The organism is Pseudomonas sp. S3_B11, assembly GCF_054667715.1.
The window spans coordinates 4,311,888-4,326,372 of sequence record NZ_CP162749.1 but is presented as its reverse complement, the minus strand read 5'-3'; the positions used below and the strand labels follow the sequence as shown (position 1 = coordinate 4,326,372).

The window sequence follows — 14,485 nt, the reverse complement described above, 5'->3', positions numbered from 1 at the left end:
GCCGTTCGTATGTCCGGGCTACCCCCATCCACCGTCGAGCTTGAGTTCGCCAGGCAGCATGACCAGGAGCATGCTCAGGTCTGCTGTCGGCCGACGCCTCGACGATTACGCCTGGCGTTCTGGCGCGACGAACACATGGTGCGCAACGCCCTGAAGGTGGCGGGCGAACCCGGGTTGGTGCTGGATGTAGCCTGTGGCGCGGGGCGGTTCTGGCCGGTGCTGGCCGAGCACGCCAACCGGGTGATCCTGGCGGCGGACCCGTCGCCGGACATGCTCGACCATGCGCTCACCCACCATGGCGGCGCGTTGCTCCAACGGGTCAAGACCTTCCCGAGTTCAGCGTTCACCATCGGGCTGTCGGCCAACGCGGTGGATTGTATTTGTTGTCTGCAACTGTTTCGCCACGTCAGCGCCAGCGAGCATCGCCTGGCGCTGTTGCGCGAATTTCATCGGGTCAGTCGCGACACGGTGATCATTTCGGTGCAAATCGAAGGACGTCTCAAGATCGGCCAGGCGCCGCAACGGAGCCTGGCCGATAAGGCCAATCTCGAAGCCGAGTTTCGCCAGACCGGTTTTAACGTGCTCTGGCATCAGGATTTCCTGCCCGGTTTCGCGCTGACGCGTGTTTATGTATTGCGTAAGACCGGTTAAGTCCTGATGTAGGACTATTCTTGCTTTTTCGCAGGCGATTTCTCTTAGGCTGCTGCTCTATGGATGCTCGCAATCGCCGGCGGCGATATATACTGCGCGCCATTCTTCAAGGGAGAGCCGTGTGGCCATCGATATTCACTGGATTCGCGACAACGATAGCCTCGGTCAGTTTTGCGCCGAGTGGCAGCAGTTGCCATTCGTCGCCCTCGACACCGAATTCATGCGGGTCGACACTTTTTACCCGATTGCCGGTTTATTGCAGATCGGCGACGGCAAGCGCGCCTACCTGATCGACCCCTTGACCATCGACAATTGGCAACCCTTGGCCGCACTGCTGGAAAACCCGGCGGTGCTCAAGGTTTTGCACGCCTGCAGCGAAGACCTTGAAGTGCTGCTGCGCCTGACCGGCAGCCTGCCTGCGCCGCTGTTCGATACTCAATTGGCCGCTGCCTACCTGAACCTGGGTTTCTCCATGGGCTATTCGCGGCTGGTGCAGGAAGTGCTGGGTATCGAGTTGCCCAAGGGCGAGACCCGTTCCGACTGGCTGCAACGGCCCCTGTCCGAGACACAGATCAGCTACGCGGCAGAGGATGCCGTGCACCTGGCAGAAGTTTTCGTACTGCTGCGCCCGAAGCTTTCCGACGAAAAATACCGTTGGGTCCTGGAAGACGGCGCCGAACTGGTGGCCAACCTGCGTCGCGAAGTCGACCCGTACGAGGTCTACCGCGAGGCCAAGCTCGCCTGGAAACTGTCCCGCGCCCAATTGGCCGTGCTGCGCGAGCTGTGCGCCTGGCGCGAGCGCGAGGCGCGGGCCCGTGACCTGCCGCGCAATCGCATCATTCGCGAGCATTCGCTGTGGCCCCTGGCCCGTACCCAGCCGGATAACCTCGGCGCGTTGGCGAAGATCGAAGACATGCACCCGCGCACCGTGCGCCAGGACGGCCAGTTTCTGCTGGACCTGATCCAGCGCGCCGCCAGCGTGCCGCCCGAGCAATGGCCGCCGGCGGTGGCCGAGCCTTTGCCCATCGAGGCCGCGGCCCTGGTCAAGCGTCTGCGGGCGCTGGGGCAGGCTGAAGCCGAGCGCCTGGAAATTGCCCCGGAGCTGATGCTGCGCAAGAAAACCCTCGAAGCGCTGATCAAGAGCGGCTTCCCCGAGGGCCCTTACCAATTGCCCGATTCGTTGCGTGGCTGGCGCCGCGAATTGATGGGCCAGGCGCTGCTCGACAGCCTGGCCACTGCCGGAGAACAGCCTTGAAACGTATCTGCTCCATCTACCGAAGCTCGAAGAAAAACGAGATGTACCTGTATGTGCTCAAGAGCGATGCCTTGGAGCGTGTACCTGAGCCGTTGATGGCCGCCTTTGGCAAGGCGATCCATGCCTTCGACCTGGTGCTGAGCCCCGAGCGGGCGCTGTCCCGGGAAGACATCAACAAAGTGCTGGAAAACCTCGACACCCAGGGCTATCACTTGCAGATGCCGCCGGCCGAAGACGAGTACATCGAGCATTTGCCCGAAGAGTTGCTGCGCCGCAACGACCCGGTCTGACGCTATTGGAGGCATCTGTCCTGGGTGCCTCCTTAAACACACTGGAATGGTTTATTGACGACGATCGCAGGGATGGAGCGACACTCTGTCGGCGATTGTCTGCACTGTTTTTGAAAGGTTTGATTCATGCGCGTTCTGATTGCCGAACACGACCACCCGGTGTACGCCCAGCTTCTGCGTCAGGCGGCACCCGATATTGAAGTCCTGACCAGCGGCGACTCCGCCGAACTGTCGCGACTGGCCACCGATTGCCCGGTCTGGCTCGGCCAGCCTGATCTGTTGGCCACCCTGTTGCGTCAGGGCCATAGACCCAGCTGGCTGCAATCGACCTGGGCAGGCATCACGCCGTTGCTGGCCGAGGGTTTGACGCGCAATTACCGTCTGACCCGTGCGGTGGGCATTTTCGGCCAGGTGATGGCCGAGTACGTGCTGACCTACATGCTCGGCCATGAGCGCGAGGTGCTGGCACGTCTGGTCAGCCAGGTCGAGCGCAAGTGGGACAACCGCCAGGGGCAAGGCCTGGCCGGGCGCAAGGTGTTGATCGTCGGGACAGGGGATATCGGCCAGCGTGTGGCGCAGTTCCTCGTGCCGTTCGGTGTGCAGTTGTATGGCGTTGCCCGCGAAGCCCGGGCGTTGGCGCCGTTCATCGAGGTCGGGGCGCTGAAGGATCTGCCACGCCTGGTGGGCGAGGCGGATTACGTGATCAATCTGCTGCCCAACACACCCGATACCCATGATGTGTACGACGCGGCGCTGTTCAAGCAATTCAAGCCGACCGGCTTGTTCATCAACGTCGGCCGTGGCGTCGCGGTGGTGGATGCGGACCTGGTGCAAGCCCTGAAGGAAGGGCACCTGGCCGGTGCGGTGATCGACGTCTGCCGCCAGGAGCCGCTGCCGCAGCGCCACCCCTTCTGGACCGCCTGGGGCCTGCTGTTGACTGGCCACAGCTCGGCACCGACCTCGCCGCCGATGATGGTGCAGTTGTTCCTGGAAAACCTGCGGGCCTACCAGGCGGGCGACGCGCTGCGCGGTGAAGTGGACTTCACCCGGGGCTACTGAAGCCATCCCCGATCAAACTGTGGGAGCGAGCTTGCTCGCGATAGCGGTGCATCAGTCGACATCAATGTTGGCTGACCTGACGCCATCGCGAGCAAGCTCGCTCCCACAGTGGTTATTTCAGTGATCACAAAACAGGGTTACAGGCTGAAATCGCCTTCTGCCACCAGTTCGCTCAACGGCCGGCGCGGGCTTGGGGTTTCGCGGGCCTGGAGGTATTCGGCCAGTGTCGATTTGTCCCCCAGCTTGCCAATCGCCACGGCGGCGTGCAGGGCGTAGCCTTCCGGGATCTTCAGTTCCTTGCGGGTCAGTTCCTGGTCGAAACCGGCCATGCCGTGGGTATGCCAGCCGCTGAGGCTGGCTTGCAGCGCCAGGTGGCCCCAGGCCGCGCCTGTATCGAAGGTGTGGGACTGCGCTGGGGTTTCTTCGGTGGCGCCGGGCACGGCGAAGGTGGTTTTCGAAACAATGATCACCAGTGCCGAGGCGTGTTGGGCCCAGCCGCGGTTGAATTCATTGAGCAGGCCCAGGAAACGCTCCCAATTCGGCGTGTCGCGGCGCGCATACAGGAAACGCCACGGCTGGGAGTTGTACGCCGACGGCGCCCAGCGTGCGGCCTCGAAGAAGCCCAGCAGGGTTTCTTCGGCAATGGTCTCGCCGGTAAAGGCGCGGGGCGACCAGCGCTCGATGAATTGAGGGTGAATCGCGTAATCGGCAATGCGGGGATTGGCACTCATGGGCTTACCTGGCTGGGGTTTGGAAACTCAATGAAGCAACCTACGTCCCGCCGCCCGGCCTGACAAGTCCCTGCCTACCGACAGTCGCCAATGCTTGGCCTGAAGAGGCCCGGGCACTAGACTGTCGGCCTTTTCACCACCTGATGTTGATGCTTGAGCCATGGCCGCCAAAGTCGAACCGTTCTGGAAACGCAAAACCCTTGATCAGCTCGATCCGCAGGAGTGGGAATCGCTGTGCGACGGCTGTGGCCTGTGCTGCCTGCAAAAACTCGAAGACGAAGACGACAACAGCGTCTACTACACGCGCATCGCCTGCAAACTGCTGGACCTGAAAACCTGCCAGTGCACCGACTACCCCAACCGCCGCGACTTTGTCCCCGACTGCATCCAGCTCACGCCGGGCAAGGCCGATGAGTTCAAATGGCTGCCGCCGACCTGCGGTTATCGGCTGGTCAGCGAGGGCAAGGACTTGCCGTTGTGGCACCACCTGGTCTGCGGTGATCGCGATGCCGTGCACCACGAACGCATTTCCCAGTCCGGGCGTATGCTGGCCGAAGGCAGCGTGCCGGAAGACGATTGGGAAGATCATCTGATTTTCCGCGCCGGCTGAGCCGCCGGGCGGCGCGCCCCAGGGAGAACCCATGGCTGCAGGATTGAAACGGATGCTGGCCGCCGGGCTGCTGGCGATGTGCGGGCCGCTGTGGGCGGCGCAGAAAGTCGATCTGGATTATCACGTGCACCTGTTGCCCCAGAGCGATCAGGCCGAAGTACTCCTGACACTGGCCCGGGGAGCGGCGGTGCGCAGCCTGGATTTCGACCTCGGCGACGGCAGTCGCTACAGCGATTTCAAGGCCGACGGCCAGTGGCAACTCACCCCCGGCAAAGAGGCGCGAGGTGTCTGGCGGCCGGCAGCCGACAAGGCCAGCCTGAGCTACCGCGTGCGCATCAGCCATGCGCGCAAGAACGCCACCTTCGAAACCCGCATGACCCCGACGTGGGCGTTACTGCGCGGCGACGACCTGGTCCCGTCGGCCAAGCTCGACCAGCAGGACGGCGTCGAACTGGTAGCCCGTCTTGAAGTTGAATTGCCCAATGGCTGGAAAAGCATCGAGACGCCCTGGCCGCGCATCGGCAAGCAACGTTTTCGCATCGACAACCCCTCGCGCCTGTTCGACCGCCCCACGGGCTGGATGCTCGCCGGCAAACTGGGCAGCCGCCGCACCCGCCTGGGCGAAACGGAGGTGACGGTGGCCTCGCCCCAAGGCCAGGGCATGCGCCGGATGGATGTGCTGACGCTGCTGACATTCGTCTGGCCGCAGGTACAAGCGCTGGTGCCGCGCCATCCGGCCAAGTTGCTGATTGTCGGTGCCGGTGATCCGTTGTGGCGTGGCGCCCAGGCCGGTCACGACTCGATCTACCTGCACAGCCGTCCGCCGCTGGTCAGCGAGCGGGGCAGTAGCCCGTTGTTGCGGGAGTTGGTGCAGGCGCTGGCTCGGGTCAATGATCATGATCGCAGCGACTGGATCAGCGAGGGGCTGACCGAGTACTACGCCATCGAACTGCTGCGCCGCGCCGGTGGCCTGAGTGATGAGCGCTATCAGACCCTCAATGACCGGCTCGCCCGCGACAGCAAGGGCGTCACCACCTTGCGCGGCGAACAGATCAGCCCCGGGGCAGTGGCCAAGGCGGTGTTGCTATTGCAGGAACTGGACCGCGAGATTCGCCTGAAAACCCGTAACAAGCGTTCGCTGGATGATGTGTTGCAGGGGGCGATGCGGCTGGAGACAGTGGATACCAAGGAGTTCGTTCAGCTCAGTGAAAGTGTCCTGGATGGGAGCTCTACTGTGCTGGATACCAAGTTAATTCAGTAATACCGCTATCGCGGGCAAGTCTTGCTCCCACAGGATTGAGTCGTACCAAATATCTCATCCGGCGAAGATCCAGTGTGGGAGCAAGGCTTGCCCGCGATGAGGCCATCAGCCTCACCACAAAAAAATCAGAGCCCAACCTTCGGCGAATCCAGCGAATCATTCCCCGTCACCGTAGCCGTACCAGTCGCCGCCTCGGCATTGGCCTTCAGGCGACTCAGCTCATCACCGGCCTGTTCGATGCGAGCGCGGGCGTTGCTGAGGTTCTGCCGGTTCTTTTCCAACAAGGCCTTGGCCGAGCAATGCCCGGTGATCCCCCGCGCCAGCGCCATGCCGCCGATCGCCAGTTGAGCCAGGCCGAGCACACCGCCACGGCGCAAGCCCTTGCCCATCATCAGCACACCGCCAGCCAGTGAGCCAATGCGTTCCCAGCCATGCACGTTTTGTGGCGGATGGGATTGGAAAGGGGTGGTCTCAATCGGCTCGAACGGATTGTTATCGCTCATGATCTGTCTCCAGTGTGGGAATTGGTATAAAACTGACTGCCCGAGCGAATGCCTTGTTCAATCGAATGTTGCACCGATCAGCGGAATTGCGGCCCCGAACGGGTGTTGTTGCCTTTGGCCATGCGGTCATACAGCACGACGTTGACGGTGGCGGCCAGGTTCATGCAGCCGGTGGTGGGGATGTACACCACGTCTTCGCACCAGTCGCGAATGTCCTTGTCCAGCGAACCGTCTTCCGGGCCGAAGATATACAGCGCCCGGTCCGGGTGAGTGTATTCGGGCAGTGGGCGAGCGCCCTCCACCAGTTCCACGGCCACTGGCACACAGCCCAGGGGCAGGATTTTCTTCAGGTCGTCGATACCGATCAGCGGGATGTCGTAGTGGACTTTCTTGGTGTCGGTGACGAAGTCGGCGGCACGCTCATAGCGCTTGCCGGTGTAGAACACCGACGCCACGCCGTAGCAGCCGGCGGCACGCATGACCGAACCGACGTTTTCCGGTGACTTGGGGTTGAACAGACCGATGCAGCTATAGCGTTTGTTGGCCACGGGCGGGGTGCCTTTGGGGAAAAGGCGCGATTATACGGGGAATGGGGCTGCGTGTTCAGTTTGTGAGTGGGGGCTGATGGTCGGTTACCCATTCACGAACCTGACCAATCGGTAACGTCCCCGCCAGCGTCGTGAAAGGCACCAGTCGTTATGGTTTGCCTGACAAATGACTGCCGGAGTTCCTCATGAAGACCCTTGATGCCTTGCTCGCTGTTTCGATCCTGTCCCTTTCTTCCCTTGCCTTGGCGGAAGGCGGAGGTGACCGGGTTTATGGCCAGATGATCCAGAACAATCAACTGGCCATGGCGCGATACGCCGCCGAAAACGGCAAAGCCGTCGCCGAAATCGTTCATTACGAATACGGCATGAACCTCGATGTAAAAAAAGTGGTGAGCATTACGCCGGCCAATAAAGGCTGTGGTGTCGGACCGTCGCGCATGACTTACGAAGACTCGAACGGCAAGCTCAATACTGTGGAATATAGGCTCCTGGGTGATAACTGTCCGAATGGCGGCTGATTACCGTCTCGTTTGTTCTCCTTTGGTTTTGAGACGGTCAGGCGCCCTGGTGGCGCCTGTTTTTGGCGCGGATTATTGTGCTGGCGTGTTACGCAACCTCAAGGCATTGAACACCACCGACGCCGAACTCACGCTCATGGCGATCGCGGCAACCATGGGCGAGAGCAAGTGACCGGTCAGGGGATACAGCAGGCCGGCAGCCAACGGAATACCCATCGAGTTGTAGAGGAAGGCAAAACCGAGGTTCTGGCGCATGTTTCTAACGGTTGCCACCGAAAGGGTGCGGGCCCGCAAGATCCCCATCAAATCGCCTTTTACCAAGGTCAGTTGGGCGCTGTTCATCGCCACGTCCGTACCTGTCCCCATGGCAATGCCTACGTTCGCCCGAGCCAGGGCGGGCGCATCGTTTATTCCGTCACCCGCCATCGCAACCTGGCGGCCATCGCGCTGCAGGTCCGCCACCAGGCGCTCCTTGTCCTCGGGTTTGACTTCGCCGTGGACCTCTTCAATGCCCATCTCCCTGGCCACGGCGCGTGCAGTGGTGAGGCCGTCGCCGGTGGCCATGATGATTTTTATGTCGTGAGCCTTGAGCCGGCTGACCGTTTCCCTGGAGGTCGGCTTGATCGGGTCCGAGACGGCCAGCAACCCGGCCAGTACACCGTCGACTGCCATGTAGATAATGCTGATGCCTTGCGCGCGTAGCTGCTCGGCCTGTTGTTGCAGTGGGCTGACGCTGATGCTGGCGGCTTTCATCAGGGCGGTATTGCCCAAGTGGACCTGCTTGCCGTCCACCTGGCCACTGACACCGATGCCGCTGCCGGACTCAAATGAAGCCGGCTTGATCAATTCAAGATGTTCGGCTCGTGCGTGATCGACGATGGCGTGGGCCAGGGGATGCTCGCTGCCCTGGTCGAGGCTGGCGGCCAACAGCAGCACCTGGCGGTCGTCGAAGCCCTGGGTGGCTTTCACGCTGTGAAAGGCCGGGCGCCCTTCGGTCAGGGTGCCGGTCTTATCGACGATCAGCGTGTCGATCCTGCACAAGTTCTCGATGGCGCTGGCGTCCCGGAAAAGCACGCCCAGGCTGGCAGCCTTGCCGGTGGACACCATGATCGACATGGGGGTTGCGAGCCCCAGCGCACAGGGGCAGGCGATGATCAGCACGGCGACGGCATTGATCAGCCCGAAGACCCAGCCGGGTTCGGGACCTAACAGCCCCCAGCCGAAAAAGGTCAGTACGGCGATGGCAATCACGCCCATGACGAAATAGCCAGCGATCACGTCGGCCATGCGCTGCATAGGAGCTTTCGAGCGCTGGGCCCGGGCGACCATCTGGACAATTTGCGCCAGGACGGTCTCGGCGCCGACCTTCTGCGCCGTCATCACCAAGCTGCCGTGGGTGTTGATCGTGGCGCCGATCAGGCTGTCCCCGGCGCGTTTGATCACCGGAACCGGCTCGCCAGTGAGCATCGACTCGTCAACGGCACTTTCACCTTCGAGCACCGCACCGTCGACCGGGACCTTTTCACCGGGCCTGATCCGCAGGCGGTCACCCTGATGGACGTGGGTCAGGGGAATGTCCTGCTCCTGGCCGTCGGCATTGATCCGGCGCGCGGTTTTGGGGGATAGCCCCAGCAGCGACTTGATGGCGGCCGACGTCTGCGAGCGTGCCTTGAGCTCCAGCATCTGCCCCAGCAAGGTAAGGGAGATGATCACCGCGGCGGCTTCAAAGTAGACGCCGATCCGCCCCTCTTGCATGAACGTGGCGGGAAATCCTCCGGGCCAAAACGTGGCTGCGACACTGTAGAGATAGGCCGCCGCGGTGCCCAGGCCAATCAGGGTCCACATGTTCGGGCTACGCTGGCGAACAGAGGCCACTGCCCGCACAAAAAACGGCCAGCCTGCCCACAGGACCACGGGCGTGGACAGGAAAAACTCGACGAAATTTTGCGTTGCGCCGTGAAACAGCGACAAGGCGTGCCCCGCCATGGCGAGCACCGTGACGATGACCGTCAACGGCAGGGACCACGAGAAGCGGCGGGTGAAGTCCTTGAGTTCTGGATTGTCCTCTTCTTCCAGCGCGGGCATCACCGGCTCCAGCGTCATGCCGCACTTGGGGCAGGTACCGGGGCCGGGTTGGCGTATTTCCGGGTGCATGGGACAGGTGTATTCAGTCGCCATGTCGCCGCTGGGCGCTGAAGCACTGTGGTGAACGTGCACTGGAGTGTCGGGCATGGCTAGGAACCCTCCTGATCCCTGCGGTTGACGGGGGATTCGCCATGTCGTCCATGACCGCCATGGCCGTGTCCGAAGATATGCATCAAGGGACATATCAGGAGAATCAGGTACGGCCAATTCGCCGCGATGTGGCTGAAGTGTTCTCGCGCCAGATAGAAGAGGCCGATGGCCAACAACATGATCAAGACAATGCCGGTCTTGCCCCGCCAGAATGGCGTTGCGCCCGCTGAGGGTTGATGAGTGCTCATGGTTTCGCTCCTTCAGGCCGGGCGAGCCACCGCCACCGATAACCACAGAATAGGCAGGGAGGGCTCTGGCAGATTGATATTCATCAACCTTGGCTTACTTCACCTGCAAATGAGGGAAGTAGCGGGCATGCTAAAGGTGCGAAGCTGTCAGCGACCTGACGGGGGCATTGCAGATTTGTCAGCGGGGCCATGAAGCGGCCCAGGCAGCCGCTCCACAGTCGGGTGAGAGGATTGGATCTGTGGAGCAACACTTTGCAGCGCAAGATAAACCCGCTCGCCACAACGGCCAGTTACTCGTCCTTCTTCATCAACCCGGCCAGTGCGGCGAAGGGGTTGTGGGTCGCCTTGGCGATTTTCGGGGTGCTCAGGGAGCCGTCGCCGAAATATTGCTGGTCGGTGTAGCGCGAGTGTTCGTTGTCGTGGCAGTACAGGCACAGCAGTTCCCAGTTGGAACCGTCCTGCGGGTTGTTGTCGTGGTTGTGGTCGCGGTGGTGAACGGTCAGTTCGCTCAGGCGCTTGCCGGAAAACTCACGGGCGCAGCGGCCACAGACATGGGGGTACATTTTCAGGGCTTTGTCGCGGTAGCCCATCTCCCGGTCGCGCTGGGCATCGGCGAGGATGCGGTCCAGCTTGGCGGTGTTGGACGGTGGCGTTGACGAACTCATGGGTTCACCTTTGTAGACAAGACGGATGACGGTTGGATAGAGTTTAGCTCAGCCCTTGAGCTTCTCGGCAATCCAGATGGTGTGGCGGGTGCCTTTGTTGCCATGGGCGAACACTTGCACCTCTTCGGCCTTGAAACCGGCCTTCTTCAGCTTGTCGGAAAACTGCCGGTCAGCGCTGGCCGACCAGACCGCCAGCACGCCCTTGGGTCGCAGGGCCTTGGCGCAGGCGGCCAAGCCTCCCGCCGAATACAGCCAACTGTTGGCTTTCTGGGTCAGGCCTTCCGGGCCGTTGTCGACATCGAGCATGATCGCGTCGAAACCCTGGGGTTCGGCTTGCAGCACCTTGGCCACGTCTTCCATGCGGATAACTGTGCGCGGGTCCGACAGCGGCCGCCCGGCTTTTTCACCCAGTGGGCCACGGTTCCACTCCACCACGCCGGGCACCAGTTCGGCCACCACCACTTCGGCGGTCTTGCCCAGGTGCTTGAGGGCCGAGGCGAGGGTGAACCCCATGCCGAGGCCGCCGATCAGCACGCGCGAGCCAGGACGACCGGCGACCTTGCGGCAGGGGATCTCTGCCAGGGCGTCTTCGGAACCGTGCATGCGGGTGTTCATCAACTGCCCGCCGTCACCGCCCTGGATCTTGATGACGAAGTCTTCGCCGTACTCGAACAGGCACAGGGCACCGCCGTTATCAGGGATGGGTGTGGTGTCGAGCAGAACGAAACGTTTCATGGAAATCTCGTAGGAGGGCAAACCGCGCGGTAACGACTAGCCTTAAAGCAGACAATAGCCACGGAGCCATTGATGAAGTGCATCATTCTAACGGCCATTGCCCTGGCGGCGCTCTCAATTAGTTGCGCCCAGGCTCAACAACCGACGATTCCGGTCAACCCGCCTAGCATTCCCGGGTCGCCTGGCACCGCCACTCCCATGCCCTATCCGCCGGTTACGCCCAACGGTGTGCCCAAGGCTGGCCCCGGAAGCGGCGGGCCGCCCTTGCTGCCCCCCATCGAAATGCCCAAGCCGCCCAAGGACCAGTCGATACCGGGTATGGAGCCCAAGCCGGTGAAGGCCAAGTCGCCAGGAGGGTAGATCGAGAGCCTGTGGGAGCGAGCTTGCTCGCGATGGCGGTGTATCAGTCAACATTGATACCAACTGACCCGACGCTATCGTGAGCAAGCTCGCTCCCACAGGTATTGTGGTCTGGCTGTCAGACCTGCTGCGACAACAACTGCCCATCAGCCATGCGCAGGCGCTTGGACAGGGAGACGGCGAGGGCGCGGATGATCTTGGCGGCGATCTTGGGAGCATCGTTGAGCATTTTTTCCAGGGAATCCTTGCCCAGGTTCAGCAACTGACAATCACTGGCGGCGATGCAACTGGCCGAGCGCCGTTCGCCGTCGAGCACGGCCATTTCGCCGAATGCCCGGCCACTGCGCAGCGTGGCGATGGTCACGGGCTGGCCGTCGGGGCCGGTTTTCTGCACGGCCACCTGGCCGGTGTGGATGATGCACATGAAGCTGCCGGCATCGCCCTCGCGGAAAATCGCTTCACCCTCGGCGATGGCGCTGATGCTGAAATAGCCCGACGCCGCAGCGAAGTCGACAGGCAGCAACTGGTCGAACAGACCGCAGTCCATCAACCAGTCGCGGATTTCTTTATTCAGTAAGGTTGGTTCTGACATGTCGGCACGGTCTTTTTCTTGTGTTTTCTACAGGTTCGGGCTGGCCCGGGTGTAAGAGATCCGTGGGACAGGCTCTTGTGGGAGCAAGGCCTTTCCCACATTGGGCTGGGTTACAGCAAGGCCCGGCGCATGCAGCTAAGACCCGGCCATCCCACAGAGTTCCTCAGGCCACCCTCAAAACCTTCAAGACAAATGCATATTCGAGCGCTACGTCACGCAATCCCTGGTAGCGCCCACTCATTCCGCCATGGCCGGCGCCCAGTTCGGTCTTGAGCAGCAGGGGGTTGTCGTCGGTTTTGGTAGCACGCAATTTTGCCACCCACTTGGCCGCTTCCCAGTACTGCACACGGCTGTCGTTGTAACCGGCGATCACCAGCAGCGCCGGGTAGGCCTGGGCGCTGACGTTTTCGTACGGGGCGTAGGCCCGGATCCGATCATAAACGTCCGGCTCCTCCGGATTGCCCCATTCGTCGTATTCGGTGACGGTCAGCGGCAAGTCCGGGTCGAGCATGGTGTTGAGCACGTCGACGAACGGCACCTCGGCAATCGCAACCTTGAACAGCTCCGGGCGTTGATTGAGCACCGCACCGATCAGCAGGCCACCGGCGCTGCCGCCGCTGATTGCCAGTTGCTCGGCGGTGGTGAAACCGTTGCTGATCAAATGTTCGGCGCAGGCGATGAAGTCGCTGAACGTGTTGTGCTTGTGTTCCTGCTTGCCGGCGCGATACCAGGCTTCCCCCAACTCGCCGCCGCCGCGCACATGGGCGATGGCAAATGCTACGCCGCGGTCAAGCAGGCTCAGCCGCGAATGGGAGAACCACGGGTCGAGGCTTTCGCCATAGGCACCGTAGCCGTACAGGTACAGCGGTACCGGCTGGCCGAGGGCTTCGCGCTTGACCACCAGGCTGATGGGCACTTGGGTGCCGTCCGGTGCTGTAGCCCAAAGCCGCTGGCTGACGTAGGCATCGGCGTCGAACGGGCCCAGTACCGGGGTTTGCTTGAGCACTATCTGTGCGCCGCTGGCCAGGTCCAACTGACGGATCTGCGCCGGACGGTTCAGGGCCTCGTAGCGCAGGCGGATGCGGTCGCTGACGAACTCCAGGCTGTTCTGCACATGTAGGCTATAGGCTGCATCCGGCAGTTGCACTCGATAGGCCGGCAAGCCTTGCGGGTGAACCTCGATGATCGGCAGGCCGCCTTCGCGCAGGCTCAAGGTCATGGCTCCGGCGTTCAGGCTCAGGCCGTCGATCATCACCGTGTCGCTGTGGGGGATCAGGTTCTGCCAGTCGGCCTCGGTCGGCGCCACACCCGTGTCGGCGGCCTGGTACAGGGCGAAGTTGATCCCGTCGCGGTTGCTGCGGATCAACCAGGTCCATTGGCCATCGAGCAGGCCGTGGTCGACGTCGTATTCATGGTTTTCCACGCGGGGCGCCAGGCAGGTAAAGGGGCGCTGCGGTTGCGCGGCGTCCAGTACCCAGATTTCACTGGTGGTCTTGCTGCCCAGGGACAGGATCAACTGCTTTTCCGAGCTTGAACGGTAGCAGTGCAGGAAGAAACGCCCGTCCGGCTCATGGAACACTTCCTCGGCGGCAGTGCCGTCCAAGCGATAGCGCCAGAGTTTGTGGGGGCGGTGAGTGTCGTCCAACTCGCCGAAAAACAGCGTCAGGCTGTCATTGGCCCAGGTCATGCTGCCGTCGCAATCGGCGAAGGACAGTTCGCTGACCTTGTCGTTGGACAATTCCTTCACGAACAGGGTGTAGATCTCGTCGCCCGTGGTGTCCAGGCTGTAGGCCAGGCGCTGGTGGTCGGGGCTGATACTGAAGGCGCCCAGGGAAAAGAAACCACCGCCGGCCAGCACGTTCGGGTCCAGCAGCAGTTGTTCGCGGCTTTCATCCACGCTCAGGCTGTCATCGGCCGGACGCGGGCAGCGGTAGTGGCGCGGGTATTCGTCACCGGCCGTGGTACGGGTGTAATACAGGTACGGGCCCCAGGGCGAGGGCAGCGACAGGTCGGTCTCGAGGATCCGGCCCTTGATCTCCTGGAACAGGGTTTCGCGCAGTTCGGCCTGGTCGGCGAGTTGCGCTTCCTGATAGCTGTTTTCCGCCTTGAGGTAGTCGAGCACGGCGTCGGTGTCGCGTTCCTGCAGCCAGGCGTATGGGTCAACACCGGGGTCCCTGCGGGCAATCGGGGCGTTGGAAACGTGGGCAGATAGGGACATGAAAGG

Annotated in this window: 17 protein-coding genes; 8 read left to right on the top strand and 9 right to left on the bottom strand. The window is 62.1% G+C overall.

All coding sequences use genetic code 11. The features are described 5' to 3' along the window. The first annotated feature begins 9 nt into the window (after positions 1-9). The 4 genes from AB4O22_RS19375 to AB4O22_RS19360 all read left to right on the top strand — a co-directional run bounded on the left by AB4O22_RS19375 (position 10) and on the right by AB4O22_RS19360 (position 3,255). Positions 10-651 carry a class I SAM-dependent methyltransferase gene (locus AB4O22_RS19375; protein WP_223470717.1) on the top strand — a complete coding sequence of 214 codons (642 nt, stop codon included), beginning with the start codon at positions 10-12 and terminating at the stop codon, positions 649-651. 121 nt (positions 652-772) lie between these two features. Next, entirely contained in the window at positions 773-1,906 is a 1,134-nt protein-coding gene (gene rnd / locus AB4O22_RS19370; protein ID WP_223470719.1) for a ribonuclease D, read from the top strand. Further along, on the top strand, positions 1,903-2,196 hold the full coding sequence (locus tag AB4O22_RS19365; RefSeq protein WP_003198853.1) for a YcgL domain-containing protein: 294 nt from the start codon (positions 1,903-1,905) through the stop codon (positions 2,194-2,196). Before rnd ends, AB4O22_RS19365 begins: the two co-directional genes overlap by 4 nt. Before the next feature lie 126 nt (positions 2,197-2,322). Further along, positions 2,323-3,255, top strand: a complete 933-nt coding sequence (locus AB4O22_RS19360; RefSeq protein ID WP_003198855.1) for a D-2-hydroxyacid dehydrogenase — start codon at positions 2,323-2,325, stop codon at positions 3,253-3,255. A gap of 137 nt (positions 3,256-3,392) precedes the next feature. On the opposite strand, the gene AB4O22_RS19355 is transcribed toward AB4O22_RS19360, so the two are convergent. Continuing rightward, the gene (locus AB4O22_RS19355; protein ID WP_003198856.1) at positions 3,393-3,986 is read right to left on the bottom strand and encodes a nitroreductase family protein; all 594 of its coding nucleotides are present in this window, start codon (positions 3,984-3,986) and stop codon (positions 3,393-3,395) included. 160 nt (positions 3,987-4,146) lie between these two features. On the opposite strand from AB4O22_RS19355, the gene AB4O22_RS19350 reads away from it, so the two are divergent. Together AB4O22_RS19350 and AB4O22_RS19345 are read left to right on the top strand one after the other, a co-directional pair. Then, entirely contained in the window at positions 4,147-4,596 is a 450-nt protein-coding gene (locus tag AB4O22_RS19350) for a YcgN family cysteine cluster protein (RefSeq protein ID WP_003198858.1), read from the top strand. A gap of 31 nt (positions 4,597-4,627) precedes the next feature. After that, positions 4,628-5,857: a hypothetical protein gene (locus AB4O22_RS19345; protein ID WP_460096978.1), complete on the top strand. Its 1,230-nt coding sequence runs from the start codon at positions 4,628-4,630 to the stop codon at positions 5,855-5,857. 125 nt (positions 5,858-5,982) lie between these two features. Here AB4O22_RS19345 and AB4O22_RS19340 read toward each other — a convergent pair whose 3' ends face one another. Both AB4O22_RS19340 and AB4O22_RS19335 read right to left on the bottom strand, forming a co-directional pair. Continuing rightward, positions 5,983-6,360, bottom strand: a complete 378-nt coding sequence (locus tag AB4O22_RS19340; protein ID WP_003198860.1) for a YgaP family membrane protein — start codon at positions 6,358-6,360, stop codon at positions 5,983-5,985. Positions 6,361-6,437: 77 nt separating this feature from the next. Next, positions 6,438-6,908, bottom strand: a complete 471-nt coding sequence (locus AB4O22_RS19335) for an RNA methyltransferase (protein WP_003198862.1) — start codon at positions 6,906-6,908, stop codon at positions 6,438-6,440. A gap of 185 nt (positions 6,909-7,093) precedes the next feature. Between AB4O22_RS19335 and AB4O22_RS19330 the strand changes: the two genes are divergently transcribed. Beyond that, complete coding sequence (locus AB4O22_RS19330; RefSeq protein WP_039010821.1) at positions 7,094-7,426, top strand: DUF2790 domain-containing protein; 333 nt, start codon at positions 7,094-7,096, stop codon at positions 7,424-7,426. 72 nt (positions 7,427-7,498) lie between these two features. Here the strand turns inward: AB4O22_RS19330 and AB4O22_RS19325 are convergent, their stop codons facing one another. The 4 genes from AB4O22_RS19325 to AB4O22_RS19310 form a co-directional block, all read right to left on the bottom strand. Beyond that, positions 7,499-9,658: a copper-transporting P-type ATPase gene (locus AB4O22_RS19325; RefSeq protein ID WP_460096977.1), complete on the bottom strand. Its 2,160-nt coding sequence runs from the start codon at positions 9,656-9,658 to the stop codon at positions 7,499-7,501. A 2-nt stretch (positions 9,659-9,660) separates the two neighbouring features. Then, the gene (locus AB4O22_RS19320; protein ID WP_460096975.1) at positions 9,661-9,909 is read right to left on the bottom strand and encodes a DUF2933 domain-containing protein; all 249 of its coding nucleotides are present in this window, start codon (positions 9,907-9,909) and stop codon (positions 9,661-9,663) included. 290 nt (positions 9,910-10,199) lie between these two features. After that, a complete protein-coding gene (locus tag AB4O22_RS19315; protein ID WP_003184246.1) occupies positions 10,200-10,574 on the bottom strand; it encodes a YajD family HNH nuclease in 375 nt (124 codons plus the stop codon). A 48-nt stretch (positions 10,575-10,622) separates the two neighbouring features. Beyond that, a complete protein-coding gene (locus tag AB4O22_RS19310) occupies positions 10,623-11,309 on the bottom strand; it encodes a spermidine synthase (protein WP_003184244.1) in 687 nt (228 codons plus the stop codon). Positions 11,310-11,381: 72 nt separating this feature from the next. Between AB4O22_RS19310 and AB4O22_RS19305 the strand changes: the two genes are divergently transcribed. Next, a complete protein-coding gene (locus tag AB4O22_RS19305) occupies positions 11,382-11,669 on the top strand; it encodes a hypothetical protein (RefSeq protein WP_223470727.1) in 288 nt (95 codons plus the stop codon). Positions 11,670-11,787: 118 nt separating this feature from the next. Here the strand turns inward: AB4O22_RS19305 and AB4O22_RS19300 are convergent, their stop codons facing one another. Then, positions 11,788-12,261, bottom strand: a complete 474-nt coding sequence (locus AB4O22_RS19300; protein WP_014337065.1) for a cyclic nucleotide-binding domain-containing protein — start codon at positions 12,259-12,261, stop codon at positions 11,788-11,790. A gap of 163 nt (positions 12,262-12,424) precedes the next feature. Next, positions 12,425-14,479, bottom strand: a complete 2,055-nt coding sequence (locus tag AB4O22_RS19295) for a S9 family peptidase (RefSeq protein ID WP_460096973.1) — start codon at positions 14,477-14,479, stop codon at positions 12,425-12,427. Positions 14,480-14,485 lie beyond the last annotated feature (6 nt).